Raw genomic sequence first — 19,635 nt, forward strand, 5'->3', positions numbered from 1 at the left:
GTATAATAGGATATACAATATGGATAATTTAAAAAAATTTTGGCCTATATTAAAAAGATTATTAATATATGGCATGAAATGGAAAAAAACAATTACTATTGCATTTATAATGCTATTAAGTGCTTCTATTGCAGAAGTCATAGCTCCAATATTAATTAGTCTTTTTATTACAAATTTTATTATTAAAAAAGAATTTAATGTAATTTTTATAATTTCAATAGTCATTACGTTTATTTTATTACAAATATTTTCTGCAACCTTGCATTACTTTCAAACTATTTTTTTTAATAAAACAGCTATATCCATAATAAAAACCCTACGCGTAGATGTTATGAAAGCAACACTAAAACAACCAATAAAGAATTTTGATACACAACCTATTGGACAAATTATATCAAGAATAACTAATGATACAGAAATAATTAAAGATTTATACGATACAGTAATAGCAACTTTCTGTAAAAGTACAGCGTTAATAATTATAGTATTAATTGCAATGTTTTCTTTAGAATGGAAAATGGCAATAATAGCAAGTATAATTTTTCCTTTAGTATTATTAATAATGATAATATATCAACATTACAGTACACCTATTTTAAGAAATATTCGTTCTTACATAGCCAATATAAACAATAAATTAAATGAAATGATAACTGGAATACATATAATTCAGCAATTTAATCAAGAAAAAAAATTTGGAGATTATATAAAAAAAACTTGTAAACAACATTATTTGGAAAGAATGAAAATTTTAAAATTAGATGGAATTTTATTAAGACCTTTATTAAGTTTATTATCTACAATATTATTATGCGGAATTATAATAATTTTTATATTTTTTTCAGATAAAACAATAGAAGTTGGTATTTTATATGCTTTTATTAGTTATTTAAATAGATTACATGAACCATTAATTGCTTTAACCACTCAACAAGCTTTACTACAACAAGCTTTAGTTGCTAGCGAAAGGATTTTTGAATTAATTGATTCTCCAAAACAAAAATACGGAAATGATAATAAATTATTACAAACTGGTAAAATAACCATTAAAAATTTAACATTTAGTTATACAAATAATAAAAATAAAATAATCGACAAAATAAATATCACAATACCATCTAAGCAATTTACTGCTTTTATCGGACCCACCGGTAGTGGAAAAAGTACTTTAGCAAATTTATTAATAGGATATTATGAAATAAAAAAAGGTAATATTTTTATTGATAAAAGACCGTTATCTTCTTTAAGTAATAATGTTTTAAGAAAGGGAATTGCTATAGTAAATCAAGAACCTACAATACTAGCAGAAAGTTTTTTAAAAAATATTACATTAGGAAGAAAAATTTCAGAAAAAAAAATTTGGAAAATACTAAAAATAGTGAATTTAAAAAAATTTGTTCAATCACAACCAAAAGGCTTACATTCAAAATTAGTAGAAAAAGGAAATAATTTATCATCAGGTCAAAAACAACTACTCGCTATTGCTAGAATATTAGTTACAAAACCAAAAATTTTAATTTTAGACGAAGCAACAGCAAATATAGACCATGAAACAGAAAAAATAATACAAAAATCTTTATTACTAATAAAAAAACATACCACTCTTATTGTTATAACACATCGTTTATCTGCAATTACTCAAGCAGATTTAATAGTTGTTTTAGATAAAGGTAAAATAGTAGAATCAGGAACACATAAAAAATTAATAAATATAAAAAAAAAATACTGGAAAATGCAAAAAAAACAAATAAAAATTTAACAATTCAATTAAATGACTCTGCTAGCATGATTAATATAACTATTAATTTTGATTCGAATGCTTCCTCCCGGACCTGCTCGTTTGTTCAAAAAAATAATATATTAAAGCCAACAGAGCAATTTAATTATAATATTTAAAATTTTAAAAAGCAAACTATTTTTAAAATATTGAAAAATAAATATTTATATTTGTAAGAAATATGATAAAATTTTTAAATAAATCCTGATATTTAAGAAAAAAATGACATATGAAATATTAGCAAGAAAATGGAGACCTAAACAATTTCGAGATGTCATAGGTCAAAAATATGTTTTAAAAGCATTATCCAACTCCATATCTTTAGGTAGAATTCATCAAACATGGTTATTTACAGGTATGAGGGGAACTGGAAAAACAACTATAGCTCGCATTTTAGCTAAAAATCTATGTTGTGAAAAAGGAGTTAATGCTAAATCATGTGATATTTGTTCGACATGTGTAGAAATAGATAAAGGTAATTTTATTGATTTAATTGAAGTAGATGCAGCTTCACGCACTAAAGTTGAAGAAATAAAAGAACTACTAGACAACATACAATATAAACCCATTAAATCTAGATTTAGAATATATTTAATTGATGAAATACATATGTTATCACGTTATAGTTTTAATGCTTTATTAAAAACTCTGGAAGAACCACCAAAACATGTTAAATTTATCTTAGCAACTACAGAAATAGAAAAAATACCTGAAACTATAATTTCCAGATGTATGATATTTCATCTTAAAAAAATAAAAGAATCGCATATTAAAAAAAAAATAATAGAAATATTAAATTTTGAAAAAATACTAATAGATAAAGATGCATTAAATATAATTGCTGAAACTTCACAAGGAAGTATGCGTGACGCATTAAATTTATTAGAACTTGCTATAACTATTAATAACAAAAAAATAAAAAAAAAACACGTTATAAATATTTTAGGGAAATTACATGAAGAAGAATCTTTAAAATTATTAATAGCATTATTAAAAAATAATAAAAAAAAAATAATAATAATATTAAACAATATATCAATTTCAAACACAGAATGGAAAAATATATTCATTGAAACATTAAGATTATTACATCACATAGCTATGATTAAGTCATTTAAAAATTTATGGAATACTGAATACAAAAAAAAAAACAATAACAAAATTAAAAAAATAGCTCACAAAATACCAAGTAAGATAATTTATAAATGTTATAAAATTTTAACTTTAGGATTTAAAGAATTAAATTTTGCTCCCTCTCAAAGAATAGGAGTAGAAATAACCTTATTGAAAATTTTATATTATTTACATAAAAAAAAAAATTTTTCTTTGTATGATTCAAAAAAAACAAAACAATACTTAAAAAAAAAAAATGTAAAAATTTCACAAAAAACGCAATTAGTAAAACAAAAATTAAAACTATAATTTTAATAATTTCCAGAAAAAATTTAATTAATATAAAAAAAAAAATATTAAGTAAAAGAAAAACTAAAAGAACCAATAAAATTTCATAATTTAAAAGGGTTTATATGTTTAACAAAAGCAATTTCGGGAACTTGATGAAACAAGCTCAAAACATGCAAGAAAAAATGGAAAAAATACAAAAAGACATATCTATAATGGAAGTTACAGGTGAATCGGGAGCGGGTTTAGTTAAAATTACCATTAATGGTTCACATAACTGTACAAAAGTTAAAATAGATAAAAGCTTATTTAATGAAGATAAAGAAATGTTAGAAGATTTAGCTGCTGCTGCTTTTAATGATGCTGCAAGAAGAATTGCAGAAGAGCAAAAAAAAAAAATGTCTGAAATATCTTCAAAATCTCCTTTGCCAGCAGGATTTAACTTACCTTTTTAAAATATATTATATAATAATTATTTTTAAATATATTATATAATAATTATTTTTAAATATATTATATAATAATTATTTTTAAATATATTATATAATAATTATTTTTAAATATATTATATAATAATTATTTTTAAATATATAATATAAAAATAAGATTTTTAAAATAAAAAAATTAATTTTTATTTAAAACATTTTAGGTGCATATTTCTAATGAATAAAATAATAGAAAAAAATATAAAAAAAGAACACACGTTTCAGTCAGAAATAAAACAATTATTAAATTTAATGATTCATTCATTATATTCTAATAAAGAAATTTTTATTAGAGAATTAATTTCTAACGCTTCTGATGCAATAGATAAATTAAAATTTAAATCACTTACTCAACCAAAAAAATATTCTGAACCAAAAGAAATACATATACGTATTAAAATAAACAAAGAAAAAAAAACTTTAAGTATATATGATACAGGGATTGGAATGTCTTATAAAGACACAAAAAAAAATTTAGGGACAATTGCACAATCAGGTACAAAAAAATTTTTATCATCTATTAAAGAAACAGAAAAAAAAAATAATAATTTAATAGGACAATTTGGAGTTGGTTTTTATTCTTCATTTATAGTTTCTAAAAAAGTAAAAGTAATTACAAAAAAAGCAAACAAAAAAAAAAATAAAGCAACACAATGGGAATCTGATGGTAAAGGAACATATCATATTTCAAAAATTAAAAAAAAAATATTAGGAACAAAAATAACATTAACTATAAAACCAGAAGAAGAAAAATTTCTAGATATATGGACAGTACGAAATATAATAAATAAATATTCTGATCATATAACAGTACCAATAGAAATTTATAATTATGATGAAAAAAAAAAAACATTTTCATGGGAAAAAGTTAATAAAGCACAAGCATTATGGACATTAAATAAAAACACAATTACTAAAGAAAACTATCAGGAATTTTATAAATATATTAGTCAGGATACATCCAATCCGTTAATTTGGTTTCATAATAAAGTCGAAGGTATACCTGAATATATAAGTTTATTATATATTCCAAAAAAAAATAAAAACAATATTTGGAATAAAAATAATAAAAGTGGATTAAAATTATATATTAAACGTATTTATATAATGGATGATAATAAACAATTTCTTCCAAATTATTTAAGATTTGTAAAAGGACTCATAGACTCACAAGATTTACCATTAAACGTTTCTAGAGAAATATTACAAAATAATACTATAACTAAAAAAATAAAAATTGCAATAACAAAAAAAATATTAAATATGTTACAAAAAATAGCAAAATCAAAACCAAAAAAATATAATAAATTTTGGAAAGAATTTGGTTTAATATTTAAAGAAGGGCCAGCAGAAGATATAACAAATAAAAATATAATTTATAAATTATTACGTTTTACATCTATAAATAATAAATCAGAACAACAAACATTATCTTTAAAAGAATATATTCGAAACATGCAAAAAAAACAAAAAAAAATATTTTTTATAACAACTGATAATTACAATGCTGGAAAAAATAATCCAAAATTAGAAATATTTAAAGAAAATAATATAGACGTTTTAATACTATATGATAGAATTGATGAATGGATGATGAATTACTTAATAGAATTTAAAGGATATATGTTTCAATCAGTAAGTAAAATAGACGATTCTATAACAGAATTATTTGAAAATAAAACAGATGAAATAGAAAAAATAACAGAAGAAGACAAAAACTTAATAAATACAATTAAACAAATACTAGGAAATCGTGTTAAAGACGTTAGAATTACAAATAGATTAAAACAAACTCCTGCAGTAGTAATATCTGATAAACAAGATATGAGTACACAAATGTCTAAGTTATTTATCGCTGCTGGGCAAAAAATTTTACCATTAAAGTACATATTTGAAATAAATATTAAACATAACATTATAAAATACATACAAAAAATAAAAAACAAAAAACAAATAACTGATTGGATAGAATTATTATTTGACCAAGCTTTATTATCAGAAAGAGGTAATTTAGACGACCCAAATAAATTTATTAAAAACATGAACAATATACTAATAAATAATTATATTGAACAATAAAAAAATTAAAAAAAGTAAATTGAATAAAATTATGAAAAATATTATAATATTTTAAAATATAATTAAATTGAATAATTTTATTTTAAAAATTTAATTTTTAAATTTGCGCTCTATAGGATTTGAACCTATGACCTACGGCTTAGAAGGCCGTTGCTCTATCCAACTGAGCTAAGAGCGCATAATTTCTAAAATATTATATTTATTATATACCAAAAATAACACAAAAAACAAGTTCCTTTTTAAAAAATAACAATATTTAACAATGAGTGGAAAAAATGCAAACAATCATACTTAATGGAAAAAAAATTGCATCAAAAATAAAAAAAACCATAAAAAAAAAAATAAAAATAAGAAAAAAAAAAAAACAAAGAATACCTGGATTAGCTGTAATAATGATTGGTGAAAATATTTCATCAAAAATATATGTAAACAAAAAAAGAAAATCCTGTAAAAAATTGGGATTTATTTCAAAATTATGGAAATTTAAAAAAACAACCCACGAACATAAAATCTTAAAATTAATACATAAATTAAACTATGATCGCTCAATAGATGGAATATTAGTACAATTACCTTTACCAAAAAATTTAAACATTATAAAAATCATGCATAGTATATCTCCAAATAAAGACGTAGATGGATTTCATCCCTATAATATAGGAAGTTTATGTCAAAAAAAACCAAAATTAAGATCATGCACCCCTAAAGGAATTATAACTTTATTAAAAAACTATAATATCAAAATGAAAGGTATGCACGCAGTTATAATTGGAGCTTCAAATATAGTCGGCAGACCTATGAGCTTGGAATTATTATTAGAAGGATGTACAACAACGGTAACACACAGATTCACAAAAAACATAAAACAACACATTCAATCAGCTGATTTAATAATAGTAGCTATTGGTGTACCTAATTTTATTGATGATAAATTTATAAAACCTGGTGCTATAATAATAGATGTAGGAATAAACAAATTAAAAAATGGAAAAATAGTAGGAGATGTTAAATTTGAATCTGTGTATAAAAAAGCTTCATATATAACTCCTGTTCCTGGAGGGGTAGGACCTATGACTGTAGCTACATTATTACAAAATACCTTAGAAACATGCGAAAAATATAATGATTATTAAAATATTCACAATTTACATTATTTCATATTTAGGTATTATCAACATACCATTTAGATGAATCAAAACTATCTTGAATATTTACACCCATTTTTATTAATTTATCCCTTAAAAAATCAGATTCTAACCAATTTTTTTTTTTACGAGCAATATTTCTTTTATTAATTAAATAGTTAATTTTTTTATAATATAAATCAGATTTTTTTATATTATAATTTAAGAAATCATGAGGATGTTCAAAAAATAAACCTAACAAATTACCTAAATATTTTAAAGTAGTAATTAAAACATATTTTTGTTCTGTATATTTTTTTTTTAAAATATTAATTTTTTTTGATAAATTAGTTAAAATTTTTAAAACTTTTGGAGTATTAAAATCGTCATTCATACAGTTTATAAATTTTTCTAAATAAACAGATGAAATACATTTTTTTTTAATATTTATATTTCTTTTTATATTTAAAACTTTATACAATTTTTTTAATAAAAAAAAAGATTTTTTAATATTTTCTTTATTATAAAAAATTGGTTTTCTATAATGCGTCAACAGAAAAAAATATCTTAATGTTTCTCCATGATATTTTTTAAATACTTTTTTTAAATAAATAGTATTTTTAAGAGATTTGGACATCTTTTTATTTTTTAATATTAACATACCAGAATGCATCCAGTATTTAATAATATATTTTTTATTATATGCCATAGATTGTGATAATTCATTTTCATGATGAGGAAAAATTAAATCTACTCCTCCTCCATGAATATCAATATGATTTTTAAAAAAAAAATTATTTAAAGCTGTACATTCTATATGCCAACCAGGTCTTCCAAATCCCCATGGAGATAACCAACCAGGTTCATTTAATTTAGATTGTTTCCATAATACAAAATCAAAAAAATTATTTTTATTTGTATTAAATATAAATGACTTTTTAAAAGTATCTAAATATTGATTTGATAAAATCCCATAATTTACATCTTTTTTTATAGAAAATAAAATATCAAAATTAGAATAGGATATATAAGCATATTTTTTTTTTAATAAAACTTCTATAATTTCTATAATTTTATCAATATAATTAGTTACTCTAGGTTCTGAATTGGGTGGTAAGATATTTAAAAAATTAAAATCTAAATGCATTTGTTTAATTATTTTTTTAGTAAAATCTTGTATTTTGAGATCTTTTTCAAATGCTTTTAAAATTATTTTATCATCTATATCAGTAATATTTCTTATATAATTAACATTATAACCTAAATAACGAAAATACCGAATAATCATATCAAAAACTACAAAAGTCCTACCATGTCCAATATGACATGCATCATAAACAGTAACACCACACACATAAATATTAATTTTATTAGTTTGAATAGGTGAAAAATATTCTTTTTTTTTGTTCTTGGTATTAAATAACTTTAACATATAATATTTTTAAAATGTTATATAAAAAATTTTAATAAATCAATTAATACAATTCTGACGAAAAATACGAGCACGGAGATATAAAACGTACTCGTACACATTTATTATAATGTAAAATATCTAAGAATTTTATTACAAGCTAATTACATTAGCGGCAGAAGGGCCTTTTGCTCCTTCTGTAATTTCAAACTCCACACTTTGCCCTTCAGCCAAAGTTTTAAATCCATTGCTTTGTATAGCAGAAAAATGTACAAACACATCTTTACTTCCATCTTCTGGAGTAATAAATCCAAAACCTTTAGATTCATTAAACCATTTCACATTCCCTTTAATCTTGGACATCTATAATACCTTTGATAAAAAATATAAAAAAATTTTTATATAAAATATCAATTAAAAATATTTAAAACCTATCTGCAAATATTCAAAATAAAAAATATCATTAAATCTATAATGACATGTATAATAAGTGATAATTTATTCTTAATTTCATTTAATTAAAATTCAAACCTGGTAATTTCCTACTCTCACACAAGGAGGCCTTGTACTACCATCGGCGTTGTAATGTTTCACTTCTGAGTTCGAGATGGGATCAGGTGGTACCAATACGCTATTTTCACCAGGTTATTAAAAAAAATTTAATTTTATAAAAAATTTAAATAAAACAACTGTGGTGTTGCAAAGTTAAGTCTCTTGGGTCATTAGTACTGGTTAGCTTAACACATCACTATGCTTACACACCCAGCCTATCAACGTTGTAGTCTCCAACGTCCCTTCAGTAAATTCTATAATAGAATTTCAGGGAAGAATAATCTTAGGGCAAGTTTCGTGCTTATATGCTTTCAGCACTTATCTTTTCCGCATTTAGCTACCGGGCAATACCATTGGCATGATAACCCGAACACCAGTGATGCGTCCACTTCGGTCCTCTCGTACTAGAAATAGCCCCCCTCAATCTTCCTACGCCCACGACAGATAGGGACCGAACTGTCTCACGACGTTCTAAACCCAGCTCGCGTACCACTTTAAATGGCGAACAGCCATACCCTTGGGACCTGCTTCAGCCCCAGGATGTGATGAGCCGACATCGAGGTGCCAAACACCGCCGTCGATATGAACTCTTGGGCGGTATCAGCCTGTTATCCCCGGAGTACCTTTTATCTGTTGAGCGATGGCCCTTCCATTCAGAACCACCGGATCACTAAGACCTGCTTTCGCATCTGCTCGCTTCATCAAGCTCGCAGTTAAACTGGCTTTTACCTTTGCACTAACCTTACGATTTCCAACCGTAATTAGCCAATCTTTGTACTCCTCCGTTACTCTTTGGGAGGAGACCGCCCCAGTCAAACTACCCACCAGACACTGTCCCTATACCGGATCACGGTATGAGGTTAGAATATCAAAAAACAAAGGGTGGTATTTCAACATTGACTCCACCATAACTAGCGCTATGGTTTCTTAATCTCCCACCTATCCTACACATTATATTTCAAAATTCAGTGTCAAGATATAGTAAAGGTTCACGGGGTCTTTCCGTCTTGCCGCGGGTACACTGCATCTTCACAGCGATTTCAATTTCACTGAGTCCCAGGTGGAGACAGCCTAGCCATCATTACGCCATTCGTGCAGGTCGGAACTTACCCGACAAGGAATTTCGCTACCTTAGGACCGTTATAGTTACGGCCGCCGTTTACCGGGGCTTCAGTCAAAAGCTTCAAGTTTCCTTTAACCTCTTTCATTAACCTTCCGGCACCGGGCAGGCGTCACACCGTATACTTCCATTTTCATGTTTGCACAGTGCTATGTTTTTAATAAACAGTTGCAGCCAGCTGGTATCTTCGACTGATTTTAGCTTAAAGAGTAAATCCTTCACTAATATATCAGTGTGCCTTCTCCCGAAGTTACGGCACCATTTTGCCTAGTTCCTTCACCTGGGTTCTCTCAAACGCCTTAGTATTCTCTACTTAACTACCTGTGTCGGTTTTTGGTACGATTTAATATTATATATACTTAGAGACTTTTCTTGGAAGCGTGGTATTAATTACTTCACTAAATAAATAGCTCGTATTCGCATCTCAACTAAGATAAGTGGATTTACCTTCTTATCATATCTACATGCTTAAACCAGGACAACCGTCGCCTGGATAATCTAACCTTCTCCGTCCTCCCATCGTAATAATATTAAGTACAAGAATATTAACTTGTTATCCATCGACTACGCCTTTCGACCTCGCCTTAGGTGTCGACTAACCCTGCCCCGATTAACGTTGGACAGGAAACCTTAGTTTTTCGGCGAACAGGTTTTTAACCTGTTTTATCGTTACTCATGTCAGCATTCGCACTTCTGATACCTCCAATATACTTTACAGTATATCTTCTACGGCTTACAGAACGCTCCCCTACCCAATAAAGTTGAAAATTTATTGCCGCAGCTTCGGTATATAATTTAGCCCCGTTAAATCTTCCGCGCAAAAAAACTCGACCAGTGAGCTATTACGCTTTCTTTAAATGATGGCTGCTTCTAAGCCAACATCCTGGCTGTTTATGCCTTTTCACATCGTTTCCCACTTAATTATAATTTTGGGACCTTAGCTGGCGGTCTGGGTTGTTTCCCTTTCCACAACGAACGTTAGCACCCGCTGTGTGTCTCCCATGATAACATTCTACGGTATTCGGAGTTTGCATCGGATTGGTAGGCCGGGATGGCCCCCTAGTCGAAACAGTGCTCTACCCCCGTAGATGAATTCATGAGGCGCTACCTAAATAGCTTTCGGGGAGAACCAGCTATATCCCGGTTTGATTGGCCTTTCACCCCTAGCCACAAGTCATCCGCTAATTTTTCAACATTAGTCGGTTCGGTCCTCCAGTTAGCATTACCCAACCTTCAACCTGCTCATAGCTAGATCACCGGGTTTCGGGTCTGTATCTTGAAACTTAACGCCTGTTTCAGACTCGGTTTCCCTACGGCTTCCTTATAAAAAAGTTAACCTTGCTACAAAATACAAGTCGCTGACCCATTATACAAAAGGTACGCAGTCACTTTAAAAATGTAAAAGCTCCTACTGCTTGTACGTATATGGTTTCAGGATCTATTTCACTCCCCTCACCGGGGTTCTTTTCACCTTTCCCTTACGGTACTAGTTCACTATCGGTCAGTCAGGAGTATTTAGCCTTAGAGGATGGTCCCCCTATATTCAAACAAGATTTCTCGTGTCTCGCTTTACTTTATACTTTGAGTAATTAAAATTATTTTTTTCGTGTACGAGGCTATCACTCTGTTTCGCTGATCTTTCCAAATCATTCTACTAAAAATAATTTAAAATTATACTCTAGGCTGTTCCCTCTTCGCTCGCCACTACTAAGGGAATCTCAATTGATTTATTTTCCTCAAGGTACTTAGATGTTTCAGTTCTCTTGGTTTGCTTTATTAATCTATGAATTTAATTAATAATAATATACAATTGTATATTGGGTTTCCCCATTCGGAAATCAACGGTTTAAATGCTTCATATCAGCTCGCCGATGCTTTTCGCAGATTAGCACGTCCTTCTTCGCCTCTGACTGCCAAGGCATCCACCATATACGCTTATTCACTTAACCTTGCAACCCACAGGTGTTTAAATACCTGAATATAAATTTTTAAAGAACACAAATCAAAAATTAAAAATAATATTAACACATTATTTTAATTTAGTATAGTAAAATTTTAAATTTTGTCCCCTAGGGGATTTGAACCCCTGTTGTTGCCGTGAAAGGGCAATGTCCTAACCTCTAGACGAAGGGGACGAAATATTAATTTTATAATCAAAAATAAAATACATAACATTTTTATTTTCACAGAAGGTAATACAAGAGTCAAGTAATTTAAAATAAAATAAAAATAATATATATATAAATATTTATATAATTTATATCTTTAATTTATTAATAGTATAATTAATATTTGGTTTAATTCCATGCCATAATTTAAATGAATATGCAGCTTGAGCAATTAACATACCTATTCCATCAGATATTGAAGAACCTCCATTGTTACTATACCACGATAAAAAAGGAGTTGTCTGTTTACTACTATAAAATAAATCATAACAAGGTGTTTTTTTTCTAACTATTTTTACAGGTAATTTTGGATACTTACCTAATATACCTAATGAAGTTGCATGAATAATTAAATTAAAATGTATTAATTCAAAATTATTTATATTTAAAAAAAAAATATTTCCAAATTTTTTAAATAACTTAATTATTTTTAAAGCTTTAGATTTTGTTCGATTATAAATATATACTGTACAATTAAAACGAAATAAAGATAAAATAATACCATAAACTGCCCCTCCAGCACCTATAATAAGTATATTATTATCTTTATGAATAAAATTTAATCTTTTTAAATCATATAATAACCCTTTACCATCAGTATTATCACCATAAATTAAACCATTTCGTAATTTTAATAATGTATTCACAGAACGAGAAATTTGTGCTTCTTCACTAACAATATCAGCAAAAAAAAAAGCCTTATTTTTAAAAGGTGTAGTAATATTTGCACCTTTACCTTTATTTTTAAAAAAATCGTTCATACTTTCATCAAAATTATTCAATGGAATACAATAAGATCGATATATATGTTTAATATTAGTTTTTTTAGAAAAAAAATCATGAATATAAGGGGATTTAGAATGAAAAATAGGATTTCCAAACACACCAAAAATACCTTCAACACATGAAAATTTATTCATTATACATACCACTATAAAATTATAAATATATCTGTAAAAATTTTAAAAATTTTCACAAAAATATAAAATGTTATTATTTAAAAATTTTTAATATAATGAAATAAAATACTAAAATTAAATTTTTAAACAAAAATAAATATAATAATATATAATAAAATATAATTTACATTATAAAATATAATATTTATATAATTATTTTAAAAATATGACTATATTAAAAATATTAAAATATCCAAATAAAAAACTACGTATTGTCGCCAAACCAGTTAAAAAAATTAATTTTAAAATACAAAAAAAAATAAATAACATGTTAGAAACTATGCAATTTAATGAAGGTATTGGTTTGGCAGCGACGCAAGTTAATATCAATTTACAAATTGCAGTAATCGGTCGAATATGTAATATACAAACACCAATTATATTAATAAATCCTAAAATTATACAAAAAAAAGGAGAAATATACTTTAAAGAACGGTGTTTATCTTTGCCCAATAAAAAAGCCACAATTAAAAGAGCCAAATACATTATCGTATCTGCAATAAATTATTACGGAAAAAAACAAATTATACATGCTAAATCTATTTTATCAGTATGTATTCAACATGAATTAGATCATTTAATTGGTAAATTATTTATAGATTATATTTAAAAAAAATATGAAAAAATATATTAAGCAGTTATATTTATATAACAAAAAAAAATTAAAAATTGTTTTTGCTGGAACACCTAATTTTGCATATATTCATTTAAAAAAATTAATTAAAGAACAATATAAAATAATAACAGTAATAACCAAACCTGATCAACCTGCCGGTAGAGGATTAAATATACAAAAATCACCTGTTAAAATCCTCGCTGAAAAAAATAAAATCCCAATTTTACAACCTTCAAATCTTACAAATAAAAATATAGTAAAAATAATAAAGAAACTAAAAGCAGATATAATCATAGTTATAGCTTATGGCATTATTATACCAAAAAAAATTCTCAATATATTTCCATTAGGAGGAATAAATATACATCCTTCATTATTACCAAAATGGAGAGGCCCAGCTCCAATTCAATGGGCTATTTTAAAAGGAGATAAAAAAACAGGAATAACAATTATTCAAATGAATGAATTTATTGATAAAGGAAAAATAATTTGTGTTTTTAAATGTAAAATAAAAAAAAAAGATACAAATGGAACTTTATATAAAAAATTAAGCATTATTGGAAAAAAAGCTTTAATATATATTTTAAATAAATTACTATTTTTAAAAAAAATGACAAATGAAAAACAAAATATTAAAAAACAAAAATACGCAAAAAAATTTAAAAAAACGGATGGAAAAATTAATTGGAATGATGAAGCTGAAAAAATTGAACGCCAAATTAAAGCATTGCAACCATGGCCAGGTTCATATTTTAAAATAAAAAATAAAATTATCAAAATTTGGAAAGCAAAGGCTTCAAAATATAATTCTGATAAAAAAATTGAACCTGGAAAAATAATTTTAATAAATAAAAACGAAATACATGTACAAACTAAAAAAGATGTAATAATAATAACAGAATTACAATTTCCAGGATATAAAATTACTGCTATTAAAAAAATACAAAAAGAAAATAAAAGATTATTTGAAAAATATTTTCAAATTAATTATAAAATAAAAAAAAAATAAAATATTTTCAAATAGAAATTAATAAAACCTCAAAAAACAATAAAAAAACTATTTTTTTAATATAATATCTTGTTTATTATGTTCTCTACCAACAAACGTAATATATGCAACAGGAGCTTTGTCGCCTGTTCTATAACCACATTTTAAAATTTTTGTATATCCACCATTTCTATTTATAAAGTACGGTCCTATATCATTAAATAATTTTGAAACAATTTTATTATTTCGAATACGAGAATAAATAATTCTTCGTTTAGAAACAGAATCCTTTCTTGAAAAAGTAATTAATGGTTCAATAATTTTTTTTAATTCTTTAGCTTTAACTAAAGTTGTTTTTATTACTTCATGTTGTAATAATGCACATATCATATTTCTAAACATAAGTTTAAAATGAGAACGTTTTCTATTTAACTTACGACCACTTTTTCTATGTCGCATATTTAAACCTTAATTAATTTTAAAAAAATTATACACCATCAGCTAAATCTACTGGTGGCCAATTTTCTAATTTCATACCTAATGATAAATTTCTGGATGATAAAACATCTTTTATTTCAGTTAAAGATTTTTTTCCCAAATTTGGTGTTTTTAGTAATTCAACTTCTGTTTTTTGCACCAAATCTCCTATATAATGTACAGATTCTGCTTTTAAACAATTAGCAGAACGTACAGTTAATTCTAAATCATCCACTGGACGTAATAAAACAGGTTCAAATTCTGGTTTTAATTCTTTATTTTCAGGTTGATTATTATCTTTTAAGTATACAAAAGCTTCTAATTGATCTGATAATATAGTAGCAGAAGTTCTTATAGCTTCCTCAGGATCAATTGTTCCATTAGTTTCCATTTCAATAATTAATTTATCTAAATCTGTTCTTTTTTCCACTCTAGTGGATTCTACATAATATGCAATACGATCAATTGGGCTATAACACGCATCTAGAAATAAACGTCCAATTGAAAGTTTTTTAGAAATAGGATCTACATAATTCAATCTACGCATAGAAGCAGAAGCATAACCTATACCTCTTTGAACTTTGATTTTCATCTTTATTGAAGCATACTCATATGTTAAATTACATATTAAATGTTCTAAATTTACAATTTCAACACTATTATCATGTATAATATCTGAAGCTAATACAATACCAATACCAACTTTATGTAACGTCATAACACTTTCATCTTTACCATGTAATTTTACCGCCAACCCTTTTAAATTTAGTAATATTTCTACTACATCTTCTTTAACACCTTCTTTAGTACTATATTCATGCAAAATACCTTCTATTTGCACTTCAGTAACTGCACAACCAGAAATAGAAGATAATAAAACTCTTCTTAAAGCATTACCTAAAGTATGTCCAAAACCTCTCTCTAAAGGTTCTAAAATAACCTTAGCGTATGTATTACTAATATGTTGTATATCAACTATTTGAGGTTTTAAAAAACTATTAATAAAACTCTGCATATTTACCTCTTTAAATGTATTAAATCTATTTAGAATACAATTCCACAATTAAATGCTCATTAATTTCTGCAGGTAAATTAATGCGCTCAGGATTGCATTTAAATTTTCCTATCATATTGATGGTATCTACTTCTAACCATATAGAAGGTTCTCTTGATGCTGATAAAGCTAACGCTGCTTTTATACGTAATTGACTTTTAGATTTTTCTTTAATAGTAATTACATCATTAATTAAAATATTATATGAAGGTATATTTACAATTTTATTATTTACATAATAGATTTATGATTAACTAATTGCCTTGCTTCAGATCTCGTAGCTCCAAAACCCATACGATATACAACATTATCTAAGCGCTTTTCTAATAATATTAATAAATTTTCTCCAGTATTGCCTTTTAATTTTACAGCTTTTCTATAATAATTACGAAATTGTCTTTCTAAAATTCCATATAAACGACGAACTTTCTGTTTCTCTCTTAATTGTATACCATATTCTGATAATCTAATTCTTTTTGTACCATGTTGACCGGGTGGATGATCTAATTTACATTTAGAATCTAATGAACGCAAACCAGATTTTAAAAATAAATCAGTTCCTTCGCGGCGACTTAATTTTAATTTAGGTCCTAAATACTTTGCCATTTACAACCTCCAATTTATACACGACGTTTTTTAGCTGGTCTACAACCGTTATGAGGAATAGGAGTTACATCTGTAATATTGGTAATACGAAAACCTAATGCATTTAATGCTCTTATTGTAGATTCCCGACCTGGACCAGGGCCTTTGACCATTACTTCTAAGTTCTTTATACCATAATCTTTAACTAAATCCACACAACGCTCAGCTGCTACTTGTGCTGCAAAAGGAGTAGATTTTCTTGAACCTCTAAATCCAGAACCTCCAGCAGTAGCCCAACCTAAAGTATTCCCTTGACGATCTGTAATTGTAACAATAGTATTATTAAAAGATGCATGAATATGTGCCACACCATCTAAAATTAATTTTTTAATACGTTTTTTAATTTTTTTATTATTTTTTTTTATTATCATTTAATTTACCTAACATTTTTTATTTTTCTTCTAGAACCTTTACGAGTACGAGCATTAGTTTTAGTTCTTTGCCCATGTACTGGTAAACTTTTGCGATGTCGTAAACCTCTATAACACCCCAAATCCATTAATCGTTTAATATTTAATGTAACTTCTCTTCTTAAATCCCCTTCAATTATAAATTTTGTAACTTTTTCTCTTAACTGTTCAATTTGTTTTTCAGATAATTCTGATATTTTAATATTAATATTTAAACCTATACTTGAACATATCATTCGAGCACGAGTTTTTCCAATACCATAAATTGCTGTCAACGCAATAATAGCATGTTTTTTTTCAGGAACATTTATACCTGCAATACGCATAATATTTAACCTCTAATGATTTAAAATACTATAATTAAAATTTATAATATTATAATACATATAATTATTAAAAGATTAAAGTAAAATTAAATATTAACCTTGTCTTTGTTTATGTTTAGGTTCATATGCGCAAGTAACTCTTATAATATTTTTACGACGTATAATTTTACAATTTCGACATAATTTTTTAACTGAAGCGCGTACTTTCATATTTTTCCTATTAATAACTATTTTTAGTAATTTTTTTTATTAAAATATAAATTAGACTTCTTTAACACATTTTTATATTTACTTGTTAATAATAATGTTTGTACTTGTGATATAAAATCTATTATGACCACAACTATAATTAATAAAGAAGTTCCAGAAAAAGAAAAAGGAATTTTTAAAAAAAATTTTAAAAAATCCGGAGTAAGGCAAATAAAAGAAATATATAACGCCCCTATTAATGTTACACGTAATAATATTTTTTCAATATAATGTTCTGTATTTAATCCAGGTCGAATACCAGGAATAAAAGCACTAGATTTTTTTAAATTATCTGCTGTATCTTTTATATTAAAGATTAAAAAATTATAAAAATAACAAAAAAAAATTATCAAAAAAATATAAACTGAAAAATAAATAATATTACTAGAACGTATATATATAAAAATATTATTTAAAAAATAATACTTATTTAATATTGCATAAATATCAAACCAAGAACATAATGTAGCAGGAAATACTAAAATACTAGAAGTAAAAATAGCTGGTATTACACCAGAAATATTTAATTTTATAGGTAAATACGAACTTTGATTAGAATAAATACGGTTAGTATATTGACGACGAGCATAAAAAATTGGAACTTGCCTATAACTACATTCAACATACACAACTAAATAAATTAAAAATAAAAAAAAAAACAGAATTAAAAAAAAAACATATAAAGATATTTGACCTAAAATAACTTGCATACAAGTGTTAATTATAATTGCAGGTAAAGTACTAACAACACCTATAAAAATAAATATCGAAATACCATTTCCTATACCTTTTTCTGTAATTAATTCAGCTAACCACATTAAAAAAACAGTTCCAGTAACTAAACTTATTGTAGATATAAAACAATAATAATGAATTGGATGTAAAACTAAATGATATGAACTTAAAAAATGCGGTAAACTAAAAGAAAGTAATAAAGCTTGAAAAAAAGCAAAAAAAACAGTTGTATATCTTATATATTCATTAATTTTAACACGTCCACTATCTCCATCTTTTTTAATTTCTTTGAAAAAAGGGACAACTAAACTTAATAATTGTATTATTATAGAAGCAGAAATATACGGAACAACACCTAAAGCAAAGATAGATACTCTATTTAATGCTCCACCAGAAAAAATATTTAACGCATCAAGAATTGTTCCATGATTTTGAAATAAAATTTTTGATAATAAAATTGCATTAATACCAGGAATTGGAATAAATGAACCTAATCTAAAAATTATAACTGCAAATAATAAAAATAAAATTCTTATTTTTAATTCATTAAAATTACTTTTATTAAAATTCAAACCTAATTTTTGCACCATGCTAATTAATATCCTTTAATAGCCCCACCTAAAACTTTAATTTCTGAATACACACCTTTGGTAACCTTTAAACCTTCAATAATAATAGGGGAAAAAATTCTACCAGAAGAAATTATTTTTGCATTTTTGACATTTTTTTTAACAACATTAAATTTTTTTAAAATATCTAAATTAATTATATTATCAATTATTTTTCCATTTCTTAATAATGTTTCAATTTCTGATAAACGTACTTCAGCAATATTTTTTTTTTTTTTTGAACGAAAACCAAATTTAGGAATACGACGATATAAAGGCATTTGACCTCCTTCAAAACCAATGCGAACTCCTCCACCAGATCTAGATTTTTGTCCTTTATGACCTCTACCTGAAGTTTTTCCAAAACCAGAACCTATCCCTCTGCCTAACCTTTTAGATTTTTTTTTTGATCCTTTTTGATAAGTTATATTATTTAAATACATATTATATA

Annotated in this window: 17 protein-coding genes, 2 tRNA genes, 2 rRNA genes and 1 pseudogene; 7 read left to right on the plus strand and 15 right to left on the minus strand. The window is 25.7% G+C overall.

Annotation, left to right across the window (positions count from 1 at the left end):
* Positions 1-19 precede the first annotated feature (19 nt).
* The 4 genes from RJT30_RS01565 (at position 20) to htpG (ending at position 5,742) form a co-directional block, all read left to right on the plus strand.
* Complete coding sequence (locus tag RJT30_RS01565) at positions 20-1,759, plus strand: SmdB family multidrug efflux ABC transporter permease/ATP-binding protein (RefSeq protein WP_343190234.1); 1,740 nt, start codon at positions 20-22, stop codon at positions 1,757-1,759.
* 240 nt (positions 1,760-1,999) lie between these two features.
* Positions 2,000-3,199, plus strand: a complete 1,200-nt coding sequence (gene dnaX, locus RJT30_RS01570; RefSeq protein WP_343190235.1) for a DNA polymerase III subunit gamma/tau — start codon at positions 2,000-2,002, stop codon at positions 3,197-3,199.
* 104 nt (positions 3,200-3,303) lie between these two features.
* Positions 3,304-3,633: a YbaB/EbfC family nucleoid-associated protein gene (locus RJT30_RS01575; protein ID WP_343190236.1), complete on the plus strand. Its 330-nt coding sequence runs from the start codon at positions 3,304-3,306 to the stop codon at positions 3,631-3,633.
* 231 nt (positions 3,634-3,864) lie between these two features.
* Positions 3,865-5,742 carry a molecular chaperone HtpG gene (htpG, locus tag RJT30_RS01580; RefSeq protein WP_343190493.1) on the plus strand — a complete coding sequence of 626 codons (1,878 nt, stop codon included), beginning with the start codon at positions 3,865-3,867 and terminating at the stop codon, positions 5,740-5,742.
* Positions 5,743-5,846: 104 nt separating this feature from the next.
* Here htpG and RJT30_RS01585 read toward each other — a convergent pair.
* Positions 5,847-5,920, minus strand: a tRNA-Arg gene (locus RJT30_RS01585).
* 97 nt (positions 5,921-6,017) lie between these two features.
* Here RJT30_RS01585 and folD point away from each other — a divergent pair.
* Positions 6,018-6,875, plus strand: coding sequence for a bifunctional methylenetetrahydrofolate dehydrogenase/methenyltetrahydrofolate cyclohydrolase FolD (gene folD / locus RJT30_RS01590; RefSeq protein ID WP_343190494.1), 858 nt, complete (start codon positions 6,018-6,020; stop codon positions 6,873-6,875).
* Positions 6,876-6,903: 28 nt separating this feature from the next.
* Here folD and cysS read toward each other — a convergent pair whose 3' ends face one another.
* The 6 genes from cysS to aroE form a co-directional block, all read right to left on the minus strand.
* Complete coding sequence (gene cysS, locus RJT30_RS01595) at positions 6,904-8,298, minus strand: cysteine--tRNA ligase (protein ID WP_343190237.1); 1,395 nt, start codon at positions 8,296-8,298, stop codon at positions 6,904-6,906.
* Positions 8,299-8,430: 132 nt separating this feature from the next.
* Entirely contained in the window at positions 8,431-8,640 is a 210-nt protein-coding gene (gene cspE, locus RJT30_RS01600) for a transcription antiterminator/RNA stability regulator CspE (protein WP_009874442.1), read from the minus strand.
* Positions 8,641-8,806: 166 nt separating this feature from the next.
* Positions 8,807-8,922, minus strand: a 5S ribosomal RNA gene (gene rrf, locus RJT30_RS01605).
* Between the two features lie 56 nt (positions 8,923-8,978).
* Positions 8,979-11,898 (minus strand): 23S ribosomal RNA (locus RJT30_RS01610).
* Positions 11,899-12,012: 114 nt separating this feature from the next.
* Positions 12,013-12,084 (minus strand) — tRNA-Glu (locus RJT30_RS01615).
* Positions 12,085-12,206: 122 nt separating this feature from the next.
* The gene (gene aroE / locus RJT30_RS01620; protein WP_343190238.1) at positions 12,207-13,037 is read right to left on the minus strand and encodes a shikimate dehydrogenase; all 831 of its coding nucleotides are present in this window, start codon (positions 13,035-13,037) and stop codon (positions 12,207-12,209) included.
* A gap of 205 nt (positions 13,038-13,242) precedes the next feature.
* Between aroE and def the strand changes: the two genes are divergently transcribed.
* Complete coding sequence (gene def / locus RJT30_RS01625) at positions 13,243-13,686, plus strand: peptide deformylase (RefSeq protein WP_343190239.1); 444 nt, start codon at positions 13,243-13,245, stop codon at positions 13,684-13,686.
* Positions 13,687-13,693: 7 nt separating this feature from the next.
* On the plus strand, positions 13,694-14,701 hold the full coding sequence (fmt, locus tag RJT30_RS01630; RefSeq protein ID WP_343190240.1) for a methionyl-tRNA formyltransferase: 1,008 nt from the start codon (positions 13,694-13,696) through the stop codon (positions 14,699-14,701).
* A gap of 48 nt (positions 14,702-14,749) precedes the next feature.
* Here fmt and rplQ read toward each other — a convergent pair whose 3' ends face one another.
* From rplQ to rplO, 8 genes and pseudogenes are all read right to left on the minus strand, one after another.
* The gene (rplQ, locus tag RJT30_RS01635; RefSeq protein ID WP_343190241.1) at positions 14,750-15,139 is read right to left on the minus strand and encodes a 50S ribosomal protein L17; all 390 of its coding nucleotides are present in this window, start codon (positions 15,137-15,139) and stop codon (positions 14,750-14,752) included.
* Between the two features lie 28 nt (positions 15,140-15,167).
* Positions 15,168-16,172 carry a DNA-directed RNA polymerase subunit alpha gene (locus RJT30_RS01640; protein WP_343190242.1) on the minus strand — a complete coding sequence of 335 codons (1,005 nt, stop codon included), beginning with the start codon at positions 16,170-16,172 and terminating at the stop codon, positions 15,168-15,170.
* A 25-nt stretch (positions 16,173-16,197) separates the two neighbouring features.
* Positions 16,198-16,817, minus strand: a pseudogene (gene rpsD / locus RJT30_RS01645) (30S ribosomal protein S4).
* A 14-nt stretch (positions 16,818-16,831) separates the two neighbouring features.
* Positions 16,832-17,227, minus strand: a complete 396-nt coding sequence (gene rpsK / locus RJT30_RS01650; protein WP_343190243.1) for a 30S ribosomal protein S11 — start codon at positions 17,225-17,227, stop codon at positions 16,832-16,834.
* A 5-nt stretch (positions 17,228-17,232) separates the two neighbouring features.
* Positions 17,233-17,595 carry a 30S ribosomal protein S13 gene (rpsM, locus tag RJT30_RS01655; RefSeq protein ID WP_343190495.1) on the minus strand — a complete coding sequence of 121 codons (363 nt, stop codon included), beginning with the start codon at positions 17,593-17,595 and terminating at the stop codon, positions 17,233-17,235.
* Positions 17,596-17,685: 90 nt separating this feature from the next.
* A complete protein-coding gene (gene rpmJ, locus RJT30_RS01660) occupies positions 17,686-17,802 on the minus strand; it encodes a 50S ribosomal protein L36 (RefSeq protein ID WP_343190244.1) in 117 nt (38 codons plus the stop codon).
* A 23-nt stretch (positions 17,803-17,825) separates the two neighbouring features.
* On the minus strand, positions 17,826-19,166 hold the full coding sequence (gene secY, locus RJT30_RS01665; protein WP_343190245.1) for a preprotein translocase subunit SecY: 1,341 nt from the start codon (positions 19,164-19,166) through the stop codon (positions 17,826-17,828).
* 5 nt (positions 19,167-19,171) lie between these two features.
* Complete coding sequence (rplO, locus tag RJT30_RS01670; RefSeq protein WP_343190246.1) at positions 19,172-19,627, minus strand: 50S ribosomal protein L15; 456 nt, start codon at positions 19,625-19,627, stop codon at positions 19,172-19,174.
* Between the last annotated feature and the right edge of the window lie 8 nt (positions 19,628-19,635).

Origin of the sequence: Buchnera aphidicola (Mollitrichosiphum nigrofasciatum), assembly GCF_039388045.1 — a bacterium.
In the GTDB taxonomy this organism is placed as follows: Bacteria; Pseudomonadota; Gammaproteobacteria; order Enterobacterales; family Enterobacteriaceae; genus Buchnera_K; species Buchnera_K aphidicola_B.